This window comes from Paenibacillus sp. LHD-38 (assembly GCF_031157315.1).
Lineage (GTDB): Bacteria > Bacillota > Bacilli > Paenibacillales > Paenibacillaceae > Pristimantibacillus.
This window is the reverse complement of the sequence record NZ_JAVIFU010000015.1, coordinates 1-16,553: the sequence shown is the minus strand read 5'-3', so window position 1 is coordinate 16,553 and position 16,553 is coordinate 1. Positions and strand designations below refer to the sequence as shown.

General features: G+C 50.9%; 13 protein-coding genes, 8 tRNA genes and 1 rRNA gene. 1 reads left to right on the top strand and 21 read right to left on the bottom strand.

Going from position 1 to position 16,553, the window contains the following annotated elements:
* Positions 1–4: 4 nt before the first annotated feature.
* The 10 genes from hydA to RCO25_RS14525 all read right to left on the bottom strand — a co-directional run bounded on the left by hydA (position 5) and on the right by RCO25_RS14525 (position 11,395).
* Positions 5–1,438 carry a dihydropyrimidinase gene (hydA, locus tag RCO25_RS14570; protein ID WP_308996867.1) on the bottom strand — a complete coding sequence of 478 codons (1,434 nt, stop codon included), beginning with the start codon at positions 1,436–1,438 and terminating at the stop codon, positions 5–7.
* On the bottom strand, positions 1,439–2,743 hold the full coding sequence (gene preA, locus RCO25_RS14565) for an NAD-dependent dihydropyrimidine dehydrogenase subunit PreA (protein ID WP_308996866.1): 1,305 nt from the start codon (positions 2,741–2,743) through the stop codon (positions 1,439–1,441). It lies immediately after the preceding gene.
* On the bottom strand, positions 2,736–4,109 hold the full coding sequence (locus RCO25_RS14560; protein WP_374992114.1) for an NAD(P)-dependent oxidoreductase: 1,374 nt from the start codon (positions 4,107–4,109) through the stop codon (positions 2,736–2,738). The genes preA and RCO25_RS14560 overlap by 8 nt, the downstream gene beginning before the upstream one ends.
* A 12-nt stretch (positions 4,110–4,121) precedes the next feature.
* Entirely contained in the window at positions 4,122–5,003 is an 882-nt protein-coding gene (locus RCO25_RS14555; protein WP_308996865.1) for a nitrilase-related carbon-nitrogen hydrolase, read from the bottom strand.
* 16 nt (positions 5,004–5,019) lie between these two features.
* Positions 5,020–6,270, bottom strand: a complete 1,251-nt coding sequence (locus RCO25_RS14550) for a M20 family metallo-hydrolase (RefSeq protein WP_308996864.1) — start codon at positions 6,268–6,270, stop codon at positions 5,020–5,022.
* 22 nt (positions 6,271–6,292) lie between these two features.
* Complete coding sequence (locus RCO25_RS14545) at positions 6,293–7,636, bottom strand: aspartate aminotransferase family protein (RefSeq protein WP_308996975.1); 1,344 nt, start codon at positions 7,634–7,636, stop codon at positions 6,293–6,295.
* A gap of 113 nt (positions 7,637–7,749) precedes the next feature.
* On the bottom strand, positions 7,750–8,841 hold the full coding sequence (locus RCO25_RS14540; protein WP_308996863.1) for an ABC transporter substrate-binding protein: 1,092 nt from the start codon (positions 8,839–8,841) through the stop codon (positions 7,750–7,752).
* A 103-nt stretch (positions 8,842–8,944) separates the two neighbouring features.
* Entirely contained in the window at positions 8,945–9,790 is an 846-nt protein-coding gene (locus tag RCO25_RS14535) for an ABC transporter permease (protein WP_308996862.1), read from the bottom strand.
* On the bottom strand, positions 9,787–10,599 hold the full coding sequence (locus RCO25_RS14530) for an ABC transporter permease (protein ID WP_308996861.1): 813 nt from the start codon (positions 10,597–10,599) through the stop codon (positions 9,787–9,789). Before RCO25_RS14530 ends, RCO25_RS14535 begins: the two co-directional genes overlap by 4 nt.
* Entirely contained in the window at positions 10,583–11,395 is an 813-nt protein-coding gene (locus RCO25_RS14525; protein WP_308996860.1) for an ABC transporter ATP-binding protein, read from the bottom strand. The genes RCO25_RS14530 and RCO25_RS14525 overlap by 17 nt, the downstream gene beginning before the upstream one ends.
* Before the next feature lie 268 nt (positions 11,396–11,663).
* On the opposite strand from RCO25_RS14525, the gene yhbH reads away from it, so the two are divergent.
* Entirely contained in the window at positions 11,664–12,860 is a 1,197-nt protein-coding gene (gene yhbH, locus RCO25_RS14520; RefSeq protein WP_308996859.1) for a sporulation protein YhbH, read from the top strand.
* Between the two features lie 78 nt (positions 12,861–12,938).
* Here the strand turns inward: yhbH and RCO25_RS14515 are convergent, their stop codons facing one another.
* The 11 genes from RCO25_RS14515 to RCO25_RS14465 all read right to left on the bottom strand — a co-directional run.
* Positions 12,939–14,174 carry an MFS transporter gene (locus RCO25_RS14515; RefSeq protein WP_308996858.1) on the bottom strand — a complete coding sequence of 412 codons (1,236 nt, stop codon included), beginning with the start codon at positions 14,172–14,174 and terminating at the stop codon, positions 12,939–12,941.
* A gap of 370 nt (positions 14,175–14,544) precedes the next feature.
* On the bottom strand, positions 14,545–15,342 hold the full coding sequence (gene pdaA, locus RCO25_RS14510) for a delta-lactam-biosynthetic de-N-acetylase (RefSeq protein ID WP_374992115.1): 798 nt from the start codon (positions 15,340–15,342) through the stop codon (positions 14,545–14,547).
* 133 nt (positions 15,343–15,475) lie between these two features.
* A tRNA-Pro gene (locus RCO25_RS14505) sits at positions 15,476–15,552 on the bottom strand.
* 8 nt (positions 15,553–15,560) lie between these two features.
* Positions 15,561–15,636, bottom strand: a tRNA-Thr gene (locus RCO25_RS14500).
* Positions 15,637–15,712: 76 nt separating this feature from the next.
* Positions 15,713–15,788 (bottom strand) — tRNA-Thr (locus RCO25_RS14495).
* 31 nt (positions 15,789–15,819) lie between these two features.
* Positions 15,820–15,896: transfer RNA gene (locus RCO25_RS14490), tRNA-Met, on the bottom strand.
* A 14-nt stretch (positions 15,897–15,910) separates the two neighbouring features.
* Positions 15,911–15,985 (bottom strand) — tRNA-Glu (locus tag RCO25_RS14485).
* A 16-nt stretch (positions 15,986–16,001) separates the two neighbouring features.
* Positions 16,002–16,089: transfer RNA gene (locus tag RCO25_RS14480), tRNA-Ser, on the bottom strand.
* Positions 16,090–16,094: 5 nt separating this feature from the next.
* Positions 16,095–16,170 (bottom strand) — tRNA-Asn (locus RCO25_RS14475).
* A gap of 5 nt (positions 16,171–16,175) precedes the next feature.
* A tRNA-Ile gene (locus RCO25_RS14470) sits at positions 16,176–16,252 on the bottom strand.
* Between the two features lie 184 nt (positions 16,253–16,436).
* Positions 16,437–16,553, bottom strand: a 23S ribosomal RNA gene (locus tag RCO25_RS14465); the annotation flags it as partial.

Genomic DNA, 16,553 nt, shown 5'->3' with positions numbered 1-16,553 from the left:
ACTGTTATACCCTCTCTACTGGATCAATTATTTCTGCGGGCGCCGCCGAATTCAGCGGCGTGTAAGGCGCCCTTTTTAAGTAGTTCCCTGCTCCTCGTGAGCCGACGAATTGACAGTCCCGCACCACGAACTCGCCGCGCGAGAGCACGCTTACCGGCAAACCGGTAACTGTCATCCCTTCAAACGGATTGTAGTCCACGTTCATATGATGCGATGCAGCCGACAGCGTCCGCTGCGCTAAAGGATCAAAGATAACGATATCCGCATCGCTGCCGATTGCGATCGTCCCCTTCTGCGGGAAAAGTCCGAACAGCTTCGCGCTGCGCGTTGCTGCGATATCAACAAATTGATTAAGCGTAATGCGTCCTTTATGCACGCCCTCCGAGTACAGCAGCGAGAACCGGTCTTCAATAACTGGCCCTCCATTCGGAATTTTACTGAAATCGCCGAGGCCCAAATCCTTCTGCCCGTCAAAATTAAAGGAGCAATGATCCGACCCCAATGTTTGCAGCTGTCCGCTCTTCAGCGCGTTCCACAGCACCTCCTGATGGAAGCTCTCGCGAAGCGGCGGCGACCATACGTACTTCGCCCCTTCAAAGTCCGGCTTCTCCAGGCAGGTCTGATCGAGCACCAAATATTGCGGACAAGTTTCTCCCCAGACATCTACGCCCTGCATGCGCGCTTCTGCGATCTGCTGCACGGCTTCCGCGCATGTCACGTGAACGACATACAACCTTGCGCCGGCAAGCGCCGCCAGCTTTGCCGCCCGTCCCGTAGCTTCCCCTTCAAGGACTGACGGTCTCGTAAGCGCATGATAAATTGGATCCGTATGGCCTTCCTCAAGCGCCTTCCGGATGAGAAAATCAATGACGTCGCCATTCTCGGCATGTACCATCACCATCGCGCCGAGCTCCTTTGCAGCCAGCATCGTCCGGAATAAGGTGCCGTCATCAGCTTGAAATACGTTTTTATAGGCCATGAATACCTTTAATGAGGTAATGCCTTCTTCCTTGACAATGGAAGGAAGCTCAGCCAGCACCTCGTCATTTATTTCCCCGATCATCAGATGAAAGCCATAATCGATCACTGCTTTTCCATCGGCTTTCTTATGCCAGGCGGCAATCGATTCACTGAGCGGTTTTCCTTTGGTCGTTAAGCAGAAATCGACGATGGTTGTCGTGCCTCCGAAAGCTGCGGCGGTTGTTCCGGTTGCAAAATCATCGGCCGTCACCGTTCCGCCAAAGGGCATTTCGAGATGGGTATGCGGGTCAACGCCGCCTGGAAACACAAATTTTCCAGATGCATCAATTATTTCATCCGCTTCCGCTTCAATAGCCCTGCCAATCTGAGCGATAATGCCGTTCTTGATCAGCAGATCGGCCGTATACGTATCCGATGCCGTAACAATCGTCCCATTCTTAATGAGCTTCGTAGTCACCTACACCGCCTCCTTTTTATCGCTGCCGTCTGAATCCTTCCCTTTCCCTACTGCAGCAATAGCCGCTTGCCGCTGATTCCAGCTCAGCGGCATCTCGGTCGCAGGGATTTCAATCATAGAAATCGCCCCTTCCACCGGACAGACGATCGAACAAAGGTTGCAGCCAACGCAATCCTCCTCGCGCACCTTGAGATACGCAGCGCCGTTTTCGTCCGTATGCCGCTCGATACACTGATGCGAATTATCCTCACAGGCAATATGGCATTTATTGCATACAATGCAGGTATCCTGCTCGATTCTGGCGACGACAGCATAATTCAGGTCAAGATCACCCCAATCCGAATAACGCGCTACCGATTTGCCTATCAGCTCATTCACCGATTTGAGGCCCTTATCGTCCAAGTAATTGTTGAGGCCGTCGATCATATCCTCCACGATGCTGAAGCCGTGATGCATCGCTGCTGTACACACCTGTACGCCTGTCGAGCCCATAAGCAAAAACTCGACCGCGTCCCGCCAGTTCGAAATGCCTCCGATTCCGGATATCGGAACGCCGACTAACGGGTTTCGAGCGCATTCCGCTACCATATTCAGTGCAATCGGTTTAACAGCCGGGCCGCAATAGCCGCCATGCGCTCCCTTGCCGCCCACATGCGGAATCGTATTCCACGTATCGATGTCTACCCCAGCCAGCGAGTTTATCGTATTGATCAGCGAAATCGCATCCGCTCCGCCCCGGACGGCCGCTTTGGCAGTCGCCGTAATGTCTGTAATGTTGGGCGTAAGCTTAACGATAACCGGCGTTCTAGCCACCTCTTTGACCCACATCGTTTGCATTTCAACCAAATCCGGCTGCTGACCGGAAGCGGCGCCCATTCCCCGCTCCGCCATGCCATGCGGGCAGCCGAAGTTCAGCTCCAGCCCGTCTACGCCGATATCCTCGACCCTTTTTACGATTTCATGCCATTTCTCGCGTTTCGGTTCTACCATCAACGATACGACAACCGCATGCCCGGGAAACCTCTTTTTTGTTTCGTATATTTCCTTCAGGTTAACCTCCAGCGGTCGATCCGTAATCAGCTCAATGTTATTGAAGCCCGCCACACGCTGGCCGTTAAAATGAACGGCCGCAAACCGAGAGGAGGTATTAATAATGGGATCGCCCAGCGTTTTCCACACCGCACCGCCCCAGCCCGCTTCAAATGCGCGCTGTACCTGGTAACCTGTATTCGTTGGCGGCGCCGAAGCGAGCCAAAATGGATTGGGTGAAGAAATGCCCGCCAGTTGGATTCTAAGATCAGCCATACATTTCCCTCCTCGCTCCGATTGTTTTGTAAATGGATAATGCCGCCAGCTTCCCTTGCTGTGCCGCAGATACGACCATGGCTTCGCCTTGCCCCTCGCCAAAAACCACGTCTCCAGCCGCATATACGCGGGGATTAGAGGTTTGATACGTTTCCTTATTGACTGTCACGATTCCCCGCTTATGATCCAAGCCTAGCTGTTCGATCAGCGGCAAATGCCGCGTCTGTCCAATGGCCTTAATAACGGCGTCCACCTCAAGCAGATATGTTGAGCCTTCTACTGGAACGGGCCTTGCTCTTCCTCCCGCTTCATCTGCTTCAAGCTTCATCACTTGGCATTCGAGCGCCTTAACGTTTCCATCCGCATCCCCGATAATCCGGCTTGGAGCGCTCAGCCACTCAAACTCCACGCCGTCCTGCTTGGCGAACTCGAATTCGAAATCGTATGCGGTCATTTCTTCTTTTGTTCGCCGGTAAACCATCTTCACGTTGGACGCTCCCAATCTGACTGAACAGGTCGCAGCATCAACCGCCGTATTTCCCGCTCCGATTACCGCAACCCTTTTACCGATAAAATCTGTTTTAATTTCGGTTTTGGTCGCTTCTACAAAATCAATCGCGTCATATACGCCAGTTAATTGCTCACCCTCTATGCCGAGGCTAGGCACTTTAGACATGCCGATTGCGAGAACAATAACGTCATACTGCTCTAATAAATCATCGACACCGACATCGATGCCTACCTTCGTGCTCGTCCGAATCTCAACGCCCAATTTCTGCACCTGCTCGACCTCCCAGAGCGAAATGCGCTGTGGTAACCGGAACGAAACGATGCCAAACGTGTCCAAGCCGCCTGCCTGCTCCTTTGCTTCGTAGATCGTGACCGCAAAGCCGAATCGCGCAAGCTCGCGCGCTGCCGACAGCCCTGCGGGACCGCCGCCGATGATCGCTGCAGACTTGCCGTTGCTTTGACCGGCTGTGAACAAATTCTGCTCATTCTTAATGGCCCAATCCGTCGCATAGCGCTGAAGTTCCCCGATCATGATTGGCTTAGAGGAATGGTTAAGTACGCATGCTCCCTCGCACAGCTCCTCCGTCGGACAAACCCGCGCGCAGGTAGCGCCAACGGGATTCGCGTCCATAATGGCGCGCGCCGATCCTTTCATATTGCCGGAAGCAATTTTTTTTATGAAGGAAGGGATATTAATGCCTGTCGGGCACGCCTTGATACAAGGTGCATCATAGCAATACAAACAGCGATTAGATTCCTCAATCGCTTCCTTTGGGCGCATTCCCGCCTTCACCTCGGCGAAGTTCCGCCTCAGCGCATCGACTGGAATAAACGCCGCATTAACCGTCATGCCCATGCCCGTTCCTCCTTATAAACTTACGATTTCATCATAGGTTTCCGGTCTGCGATCCCGGTAAAATTGCCATACGTCCCTAACCTCGCGAATAAGCTCTTTATTCATTTCGCCGATAATGACCTCGTCTAGGTCTCTGCTGCCGATAGCCACAATGGTCCCTCGCGGATCAACCAAATACGATTGGCCGTAAAACTCGCCCATATTCCAAGGGGCCTCCACACCCACCCGGTTGATGGCAGCAACATAATAGCCGTTGGCCACCGCATGCGCCGGCTGCTCGAGCTTCCACAAATACTCCGAAGTGCCCGCGACCGTAGCTGATGGGTTAAAGACGATTTCGGCACCGTTTAACCCGAGCGCCCGAGCGCCTTCCGGAAAATGACGGTCATAGCAAATGTATACGCCAACCTTAGCGAAGGCCGTATCGAAGACCGGGTAACCCAGATTGCCCGGCTTAAAATAATACTTCTCCCAAAAGCCGCAGGTGCCGCCGCCAGCCGCTACTTGCGGGATATGATGCTTGCGGTATTTGCCGAGATAAGTACCGTCTGCATCGATAACGGCAGCCGTGTTATAGTAGGTCGCGATCCCCTCCCGCTCATAAATGGGAAGAACGATAACGACGCCAAGCTCTCCCGCCAGCTCCTGAAACAGCCTCGTTGTAGGCCCGTTCGGTATTTCCTCTGCCGCGGCATACCATTTCGTCTGCTGCTCCGAGCAAAAGTAAGGCCCATAAAATATTTCCTGCAGGGAGATGATTTGAGCCCCCTTGGCTGCGGCTTCGCGGACGAGCCCGATATGCTTCTCGATCGCTGACCGCTTATGTGCATCAACCGGTTCATCCCCATGCAAATCATTCGACGCTTGAATTAATCCAATCCTTACGACGCTCATCTCCCACCCTCCTCTCCTACTCCGTTAATTTAAGGGCCGTCCGGTAGAGAAGCTCCACGCCCAGCTCGATATCCTCCGGCGATGAATACTCTTTTGGATTGTGGCTGATCCCTTCCTTGCAGCGAACGAAAATCATGCCGTAATCGCATACATACGACATCGTTAAAGAATCATGGAAAGGACCGCTCATCAGCTCCGGCGGATCGAGCCCCATCTCCGCGGCCTGCTCCTGCATGAGCGCTCTCAACTCCGGCGCGCAGTAGCGCGGATCGCTTTTGGTATCCTCGCGAATTGAATAGGTCAAGCCATGCTCCAAGCATGTCACTTCGATAAGGGATAGAAGCTGTTTCTCTAACTCGTTTCTGCGCACCAGATCCATGTCGCGAAAATCAACCGTAAAGCTCACCTTCTCCGGGATGATATTCCTTGAATCAGGAAATACAGTCAATGAACCGACTGTCCCGACCGTTGGTGCTCCGGGCTCCTTGCTCGCTAATGCGTTCAATCCCACTATGACCTTTGCACTCCCTACCAGCGCGTCCTGGCGCATCGCCATCGGTACTGACCCTGCATGCCCTGCGAATCCTGTCATTTCAACCGTCCACCAAACAGGGCCGGATATGCCGCTCACGATTCCGATCGGCTCACCGAGCGCCTCCAGCACGGGGCCCTGCTCAATATGCAGCTCCAGGAAAGAACCTATTCTCCCTTCCTCAAACGTATAACCAGCGAATAAGGCAGGATCGCATCCGAAGGAAATCAACGCTTCTCTGCGCGAAACGCCATTCCTATCCGTCCGTTCCAGCTCGCCCTCCTCAAGCTTCCCCGTCATGCCCCTGACACCGAACAACCCCTTATTGAACCGGCAGCCTTCTTCATCGCAGAAAGCGACTACCTCGATATTCCTAGATGGCCGAACGCCCGATTCGACCATCGATTGAACTGCTTCGATTGCGCCTAGTACACCAATAACACCGTCATATCGGCCGCCATAGGGCTGCGAATCAATATGCGAACCAAGCATCAGCACGGGAGCGGCCTTATCTGCTCCTTCCAGCACCCCGATCAAATTGCCGAACGGATCGATCCGCGCTTTCATGCCTGCTTCGGCCATCCAGCCCCGAACCAGCTCTACGCCTGCCCGGTCTTCCTTCGATAAAGCCAAGCGGCATACGCCCGTATCGGCAATTTTACCGATTTGCGCTAATTCAAAAATACGCCCGTGCAGCCTTTGGGAATCAATTCCCGCATCCCCGTTCACCTTCATTTGCTCCTCCTCCTCCTCTCCGCTATAAGCCTCCAAAAACCTGAAGCAGCGTATCGGCGATAAATACAATCTCATCATCCGTCGTCGATAAGGGCGGGCTAAGCGTCAAAATATTCATAAAGCCCGGTACCGTGTCGCCATTTTTACCGATCAGAAGTCCCTTTTTCTTGCAGCCCGCTAGGATTTCCGCCACTCTCGCAGCAGAGGCTGGCTCCTTCGTATGCTTATCTTCCACCAGTTCAATCCCGATTGCCGACCCAAAAACACGAATTTCACCGACATGCGGATGCGCCTTTAGTGTCTTTATTCGGCGCAGCAGCTCTTTTCCTATATGCGCAGAGCGGCTGACTAAATTTTCCCGCTCCAATATTTCAATGTTCTTTAGCGCCACTGCGCAGGAGACAGGGTTGCCGCCAAACGTGTTTACATGCCGGAAATGGCTGTCCGGGCCGCTATCTTTGAAGCTCTCATACATTTCAGCCGATACAGCCGTAGCCGATAACGGGGAATACGCACTGGTCAGTCCCTTTGCCATTGTTACCATATCAGGCCGTACCCCGTAGTTCTGATGTCCGAACCGCTCTCCTGAGCGTCCAAATCCGCAAATCACCTCATCAACAATGAGAAGCACATCATGCTTATCGCAAATCTTTCGCAGTTTAGCCAAATAATCGTCGGGCGGCACGATCATCCCGCCTCCTGTAATAACCGGCTCAACGATAATGCCGGCCACGGAATCCGCTCCTTCCCAAACAATGGCATCTTCATAGGCTTGCGCACACTGCGTCTCGCAGGAACCCTTGGTTTGGCCAAAGGGACAGCGATAGCAATAAGGAGGCGGTACATGGGAAAAGCCGACGCCGAGCGGCTCGTACTTCAGCTTACGCTGCGCTTGCCCGGTCGCCCCAAGCGCGCCCATTGAATTGCCGTGATACGCGCGATGTCTAGAGATAAACTTATGCTTGGCGGATTTCCCTCGCTGGTGATGATATTGACGGCCAATTTTGAACGCTACCTCGTTAGCATCCGAGCCTGAGTTGGAGAAAAAAATCCGGTATTCTCCTTCCAGCCACTCATTAAGCTTGGAAGCAAGCTCAATGGCGGGAACATGGGATTGAATAAGCGTAGAGTATGCGATTTTCTTCATTTGTTCGGCAGCCGCATCGGCGATCTCCGCACGCCCATGCCCTACGTTCACGCACCATAACCCGGACATTCCGTCCAAATAACGGTTTCCGTCGATATCGGTAATCCAGCTTCCTTCTCCCGATACGATAACCATCGGATTCTCATTATGGGGAGATATATGATGCCATAAATATTTGCGGTCCTTCTCGAGCAGCGCTTCCTTCGCTTCCGCATCCATTGCTGTCTCCTTCACGCCCATAGACTGCTTCTCCTCCTTCGCGCCTGCCGCTTCTATAGTAGAACAGACCGCGAATGTGACCATCCGCGATCCTTATAGACTAGCGTATGCGGCTACTTCGCCGCATCTTCCAAAATTGTTTTGTCGACTGCCGCTGCCAGGTCCGGAGCCTTCTTAATCAGCTCGTATTTGAGCGCAATATCAACGGTCCGCTGCACCGCCTCGTCAACAAACGACCCTACCTGCGCCTCCGTAAAGCCCTCAGGCTTCACGAGCTTCGCCATTTCCATCAGCATCGTCGTCTGATGCTCCTTCGTCGTGCTTCCCTCCGTAACCGCGCTCATCACAATATCCACCGATTCCGCTTGATTCGCAATCGCATAATTCCAGCCCTTCATTGTTGCCCTGATCGCTTTTACCGCGGTTTCACGGTTGTTTTTCAGCCATTCGTCCTTCACGATGAGCGTATCTTCCAGCATGCCGACGCCGGCATCCTCGAAATCATATACATATAAATCCTCTTCCTTCACGCCGCTCTCAAGCACAACATGATATTCGTTGTAAATCGTAGAAACGGCAACATCCAGCTGTTTATTGAAAAATTGATCCATCGTAAACCCTTGCTTTACCAGCTCAACATCTTTTTTGGGATCAAGCCCGTTTTTCTCCATGAAAGCAAGCACCTGGAATTGCTGGCTGCCCGTCCACATCCCTACCTTCTTCCCTTTCATCTTCGCCGGCTCGTCAATGCCGGACGCCTTGCTCGCTACGAAGCGGTAGGAGCTCTTCTGCAGCACCTGCGCAATGGATACGAGCGGCAGTCCGTTATCGCGGTTCACAAGCAAGCTGTCAAAGCTGGTCACCCCAATGTCCGCTGCTCCATTTACAACCTGCTGCTCAATCACGACATCCGGTCCTCCTGGAATGATCTCGACATCAAGACCTTCCTCTTCGTAAAAGCCTTTCTCCTTCGCCACGAAAATACCGGCAAACTGTGCCTGCGGCACCCATTTCAGCTGGATCTTCACTTTCTGGAGCGGCTCGGCCGCCGGCTTATCCGACGCCGCCGAATCGTTAGCGGAGGCTTCCGGATCATTAGTTGATGCAGCAGGCTCATTGGTATTTCCGCAGGCAGCAACGAGCAGCAGCGCGAGCGCCAGCGTCACGGTTAAAACGGTTTGCCGTTTCAGGCTTCTCTTTTTCATGCAGACCATTCCTCTCCATTTTCAATTCTCTATTTAAAAGCTGCTGTCAGCCCCTGATGATGCATGTATGCGTGCGTGTATTCCGGCATATCCTCCAAATCGACTACAGCTTTCGCTGCGCCGCATGCCATGGAATAATCAAACGTTCCGATAACTGGACCAAATAATACAGCAGAATGCCAAGCACGGCGGCAATTGCGATGCAGGCCCAAGCCAGTGGCATATTGCCCAGCTTGATCTGATCGGAGAGCAGGAACCCGAGGCCGCGCGAGGATATAAAAAATTCCCCGACAATCGCTCCGATCATGCTCGTAGACATATTGATTCTCAAAGCGGTAAATAAATACGGAAGCGCGGCTCGCAGGCGAAGCTTTATGAAAACCTGGAATTTCCCTGCAGCAAACGCATGCATGAGCTCTATCGATGTGGGATCGATCGAACGCAGCCCCTTAAAGGCAATCACTGCCATCGTAGCCATCGTCATGACCGACACGATGGCTATTTTTGACGCGATGCCGGCACCGAACCAATTATTCATCACAGGAGCAAGTGCAACGATGGGCACCGCGTTTAAGGAAGCCAAGATCGTAATTCCGCCTTTGCCCGTTCCAGGAAACCATGTAGCAGCTGCTGCGGCTAACAGGCCAAGAAACGATCCAATTAGGCAGCCGCCAAGCATCTCGCTTCCTGTATATAAAGAATAACTCCATAGCAAAGTGGAGTTGTCGCGAATGGCGGTCGCTATCGAAGAAGGAATCGGCAGCTGATAGAGCTCCAAATGAAACAGCCAGTGAAAGCCCTTCAGCTGCCAAACGGCGAGGAAAAGCAAGCCAAATCCCAAAGGGAGCAAAAACACGGGTCTCTTGCTCTTGAGGCCGGCTTTGGTGTTCATTAAAGCAGGCTTGGAGCGGATGCTGTCAATCGATCTCGATGCAAGCCTTTCCTTCATCCGCCGTCCCTCCCCTTCGAGAGAAACTCCGGCTGCCAAGGGGTAATCCCTCTCTCCAGCAAACCGATCAATAAAAACAAGCTTAATCCGATGCCCATGCTAACCAGAACGGTTGACCAGAACATATAAACCTGCGAAGTCCCGTAATACAAAGAGCTGATCATGAGAACGCCAATACCGTCCGGTGCGCCCATCAGTTCGACGATGATTGAAGCCGTTATCGCCAGCGGAGCCGACAGCTTTAGCCCGGCAAGAAGTCCCGGCAGCGCCGCTTTCAGCTTCAGCTTCGTATATAAGGTCCATGTGGAAGCCGCATAGGAGCGCATCAGCTCGAGCTGCTCGGGCTTAATGCTGTGCAAGCCGCGCAGCATATTTATTGTGACAGGAAAAAAAGTAACGTAGCTGGCCATCAGAATGCGGGATAACGCAGCATCATGGATAATGCCGTAGATTATAGGTGCGAGCCCAATGATCGGAATCATTTGTGAGGCAACCATATAGGGCGAAAGCGTATTTTCAACCGTTCGGGACAGGCTCATAAGGATGGCCAATAAAAAACCGACGGCAGAACCCAACGCAAAACCTGTAATCGAATTGCCGAAGGTAATCATGCCTTGCTCCAGTAAAGTCGGAAAATGCTTAATCATGCTGCCAATAACCAGATGCAGATAAGGCAGCTTTGAAGCAGGGTTAATCAGCTCAGCAACGTTAGCAACAAACCACGCCGATGCCTCCCACAGCAGGAGCACCCCCGCAGCCCAAAGCACAATCGCAGCGCCGTCGCTGTTTCTTCTAAACCATCTGCTCATCAAGGAAGCCACTCTCCTCGTAGAAGCATTTTCTAACCTGCCTTGTTACTTCATGAAAGTACTCGGTATCGCGAAAGCGCGTAGAATCGCTCTCTTCACGAGCAATATCCACAATCGAATGTACCTTTCCGGGATGCGCCGAAAGCACAATGATGCGATTGGATAGGAAAACGGCCTCGGGGATGCTGTGCGTGACGAATACAATGGTTTTGTTCGTTTTTTGCTTAATGTCCAGCAGCTCTAGCTGCAGCTTCTCCTTCGTAAACTCATCGAGCGCGGAGAAGGGTTCATCCATGAATAATATAGGCGGGTCTAAAGCTAGGGCGCGGGCAATTGCAACGCGCTGCTGCATCCCGCCGCTTAACTGCCAGGGATAATAATGCTTGAAGGCGGTCAGTCCTACTAATTCGATAAGCTGCTCGGTTAACGCAAGGTACTGCGACTTTTTTTGGCCAAGCACTTCGAGCGGGAGTTCAATATTTTGTTTAACTGTTCTCCATTCGAACAAGGTGGGGTTTTGAAATACAATGCCGAACTTTCGGCGGAGGCGAACTTCTCGAGGATGCTCATTTTGAATCGTAATGCGCCCTTCAGTCGGCTCAAGCAAATCGGCCATTAACCGAAGCAGCGTGGATTTACCGCAGCCCGATGGACCTAAGAGAGATACAAATTCATTTTGGTAGATTTCGAAGCTGACTTGCTGAAGTGCCGTCATCTCATGACCTTTTTTCCCAAAACGCATAGACACTTGATCGACAATGATTTCTGCCTTATTCGCAGTTTCGGACAGCTCCATTTCATCCCTCCTCATTGTTTTTGCATTTAAATGTAAGGTATGAGATAGTTTTTTGTTTCCTTTATGTAATATTATATAACATCGATTTTTAATTACATTATACAAACTGGTTAAAAAATAAGCGAACGAATAGACACAATGTCAAGTAGAGCTGTCCAAGCTCTTCGATAGATTAATAGAAATGGACTAATTTTCATTCACATAACCGCTCGGCTCTTGAATATATTGAGTAACAGACAAGAAAAAAGTGAAAAGCAGCATTGGCTACATGCATACCGCAACGTTAACTTCTTGGAATGAGGTGAGGGAAATGGAGTCAGAGCCGCTGTTTGTTGTGTCAAGGGAGGATTGGTCACTCCACCGCAAAGGCTATGAGGATCAAGCACGACATCAGGAGAAGGTACAAGAAGCAATTAAGCAAAACCTTCCCGATCTGGTTTCCGACGAAAGCATCGTTTTGTCTGATGGAAGGCGTACGATTAAGGTTCCCATTAAAAGTCTCGACGAATCCCACTTCATATACAACTACAACAAGAAGCAGCACGTCGGACAAGGAGACGGCGATTCACAGGTTGGCGACGTGCTCGGCGTCGACCCGCAAGCCGCTAAGGGACCGGGTAAAGGTCAAGATGCAGGCGATCAACCAGGCGAGGATGTCGTCGATACCGAAATAAGCATTGATCAGCTCGAGGATATGCTGTTCGAAGAGCTGGAGCTTCCGAATTTGGAGCAGAAGCAAAAGGATCAACTGCAGACGACTGAAATTGTTTTTCACGATATTCGGAAAAAAGGCATTATGTCCAACATCGATAAGAAACGGACATTAATTGAGAATCTTCGCCGCAATGCCAATGCGGGCAAATCCGGGATTGGCGGCATATCGCCTGATGATCTGCGCTACAAAACGTGGAACGAAATTGTAAAACCCCAATCCAACGCCGTGATCCTGGCGCTTATGGATACATCGGGCAGTATGGGCTCGTTCGAGAAATATTGCGCACGCAGCTTCTTTTTCTGGATGACCCGTTTCCTGCGCCGCAAGTATGAGCATGTGGAGATCGTATTTATCGCGCATCATACCGAGGCCAAAGAGGTCACGGAGGAAGAGTTCTTCAACCGCGGTGAAAGCGGTGGCACAATCTGCTCATCCGCTTATCAGAAAGCAATTGAGATTATCGACAGCCGGTATCCGACATCCAATTGGAACATTTATCCGTTTCACTTCTCGGATGGCGACAACCTAACCTCCGATAATGAACGATGTGTCAAACTGATCGGGCAGCTCATGGAGCGAAGCAATATGTTCGGATACGGCGAAGTTAACCAATACAATCGCAGCAGTACGCTAATGTCCGCGTATAAGCATATCAGCCATAAGAAATTTATGTACTCGGTCATTAAGGAGAAAGGCGAGGTTTACAAAGCTCTCAAAACCTTCTTCTCCAAACAAGTGACCGGTGCTTAATAAGCAAATCCCGCTTTCTGCTTCCTAGCAGGGCGGGATTTTTTGCTTTAAAGCTTAATGAGGATATGCAGCATCCGGTTAGCCGACTTGCGCGACAGCCTCTTTATCCGGGTCCGTCCCTTTTGTTTCCTTGCCGAAAAACAGCACAGCAAGTGCTCCGACAATGATCGTAACAAAGAAAATCATAAAAATATAATGAATCTCCATCTTGCTTGCCACCAGCATTCCTACCAAATAAGGGCCGATAATGCCGCCAATACGGCCAAAGGAAGCAGCGAATCCAACACCGGTTCCGCGCACTGCAATCGGATATAGCTCCGGCGTATACGCATACATGCCTCCCCATGCGCCGAGGTTAAAGAAGGATAGACATATGCCCGATGCAATCAGCATCCCCTCTGATTCGGCATTGCCAAACCATAACGCGCTCCCGGCCGTCAGCAAAAGAAAAGTTACGAGCACGAACTTGCGGCCGAATTTTTCGATAAAATACGCAGCTGTGAAATAGCCGGGCAGCTGCGCGAGCGACATGATCAGTACGTATTGGAAGCTTTTTACCAGACCAAAGCCTTTAAGCACCATGACGGAAGGCAGCCATAGAAACATCCCATAATAAGAAAATACGACTGTGAACCACAAAATCCATAGGGTGGCCGTCGCTTGGCGATGCTTCGTTGACCAAATGGATGATATCCGCTCCGTTAATGAGAGCTTCATGCTCTGCTGCGCAGTGTAGCTTGGCGCGTCTTGAATGGCTCGTCTTAAGTACAATGCATACAAGGCAGGCGCTGCACCGATTAAAAAAGCCATTCTCCAGCCATAATGCGGAATAATGAAGTAGGCGATTAACGCCGCGGCAATCCAGCCGCATGCCCAGAAGCTTTCAAGCAGTACGACGGCGCGCCCTCTCTCCTTGGCGGGCATCGACTCCGAAACAAGCGTTGATGCGACCGGCAGCTCGCCGCCCAGACCGAATCCCGCAGCGAACCGCAGCACGCAAAGTGCGATAAACCCTGTTGCCAATGCGGATAGACCGCTTGCAATGGAGAAAATAAGCAGCGTCCACAGCAGTATCGCCCGCCGTCCGTACCGGTCTGCCAGCAAGCCAGCTACTGCCGCTCCGGCAGCCATGCCTATTGAATTAATGGCCATCAGTAAGCCTACCTGCTGCGCGCCAAGCTGCCAATCCACAGCGAGTGCAGCCACAATGAATGAGATCATTCCGACCTCCATCGCATCGAACATCCAGCTGAGTCCCGCACTGAACAGTAACTTCCTCTGTTTTGGCTCACGAAGTAAAGACATATTACTCATAGGAAAGACTCCTTGTTTGTTTATCCGTTTGGTTTACCTCTATTTATCATCTTAGCACGAATTTGAATCTATGCGGTCACACTTAGTCTTGCCCTTCTAAGTCAGCTTTAGAAGACAAGATGTATTTTTCTTGCTCAAATTAGAAAAAAGTGCTCAAAATGAACCTCCATTAACATAAATGGTAACGTGTTTGTCGCCGAGGACGAAAGTTTCCGTCTATGCTTCAACAGCTTCAGGGCAGCTTTTTAAATACTTTCAAAACGATTCATCTAAATCATACGTTAACGCTCCGCTAGCGGATAGACAAATAACAACAAAAAAAACCTTAACCCAGGATTTGAGTTAAGGTCGATACTGCTGTTTTTTCTTGTTACTCGCTTCGTATAAGCTGATCCAAGCTCTTGAATTCATAGCCTTGGCGGCGTGCTTCATCAACGATTCTGCCTAGCGCCTCCGTATTGTCCTTTGACACCGAATGCAGCAAAATGATCGCACCGGGATGCAGCTGTTTCACAACCTCGCTGTACGCATATTGTGAGCCCCTTTGCGCATTCACATCCCAGTCTTTATAAGCAACGGACCAGAATACATTCGTGTATCCGAATTGCTTGCTTGCTGCAAGCACCCGTTCACTAAAAATGCCTCTAGGCGGACGTAGATATTTCATCTCCTTCTGCCCTGTAAGGACCTCTACCTGCTCCTTTACCTTATCAAGCTCCGTCTTGATACTGCCTTCCGAGAGCTGTGACATATCCGGATGGCTCCAAGAGTGATTCCCTACGATATGGCCCTCGTCAGCCATTCGCTTAATGAGCTCTGGCTGATCCTTTACATAATGCCCCGTGACAAAAAAAGCAGCCGGCACTTTTTTCTCCTTTAAGACATCGAGTATTCGCGGCGTATAACCATTTTCGTAGCCATTATCGAACGTGAGATAAAGCTCCTTCTGACTTGTATCCCCTAAAAATAGCGCTCCGTGCTTCGTCACGATATTTTTGAAGCCTTCTTCATCTATCGAGGGCAAACGTCCTTCCACGCTTTTCTTAAATCCAAAATGATACACGCCTGGCTGTCCAAATACAGCGTCAGGACTAATTAAGCACCATATGATCACAGCAAACAATGCAAAAATTCTCATACTAAGCTTCAACAGCAAAGCCCTCCTTATTCCATTGAAATATATGGCGCATGACGGCATATTGCGATTATAATTCCCTATTGCGGCATAAAAAAACCGCTATCTTCAAAGTCCGATGGACTATGAGGATAGCGGTTTTATATGTATCTCATTGTTTAAAAAATGGTCGGGACGACACGATTTGAACATGCGACCCCCTGGTCCCAAACCAGGTGCTCTACCAAGCTGAGCTACGTCCCGAGAAAAGATGGTGCCGTCGAGAGGACTTGAACCCCCAACCTACTGATTACAAGTCAGTTGCTCTACCAGTTGAGCTACAACGGCACATCGATTATGTCCGCCTGCATGTGGCGGTTTGCGATGCTGATCTTGAAAGTAAATCGAGCATCTTAAGAAAAAATGGTGCCGTCGAGAGGACTTGAACCCCCAACCTACTGATTACAAGTCAGTTGCTCTACCAGTTGAGCTACAACGGCATATGGATGTTATTCACCATTAAAAGGTGATTGGTTGCGGGGGCAGGATTTGAACCTGCGGCCTTCGGGTTATGAGCCCGACGAGCTACCGGGCTGCTCCACCCCGCGTCGATAAAAAATATTGGTGACCCGTAGGGGACTCGAACCCCTGTTACCTCCGTGAAAGGGAGGTGTCTTAACCACTTGACCAACGGGCCTTGAAAAAATAGAGAACGGAGAGAGAGGGATTCGAACCCTCGCACCACTTACGCAGTCTAACCCCTTAGCAGAGGGTCCCCTTGAGCCACTTGGGTATCTCTCCAAACTTGGCTCCCCGAACAGGACTCGAACCTGTGACAACTCGATTAACAGTCGAGTGCTCTACCAACTGAGCTATCAGGGAAAATATGGTGGGCCCTAGTGGACTCGAACCACCGACCTCACCCTTATCAGGGGTGCGCTCTAACCAGCTGAGCTAAGGGCCCTAAGCATAAACATAAATCTTATTTAAGATCTTTAGTTTAAGCACAGGCAGGCAAATTGCGCCCTGAAAACTGGATACGAAAGTTAGGTTTGCTGAAACCTTATATAGCTGCTGTCTGCCGGATGTATGGGTCCGGGGCAAACTTAAGCGTATGCTTACGATGTAAGTTTGCTTCTCAAACTTTTTAGGATAAGCCCTCGACCGATTAGTATTCGTCAGCTGCACACATTGCTGTGCTTCCACCCCGAACCTATCAACCTCGTCGTCTTCAAGGGGTCTTACATACTGGGAAATCTCATCTT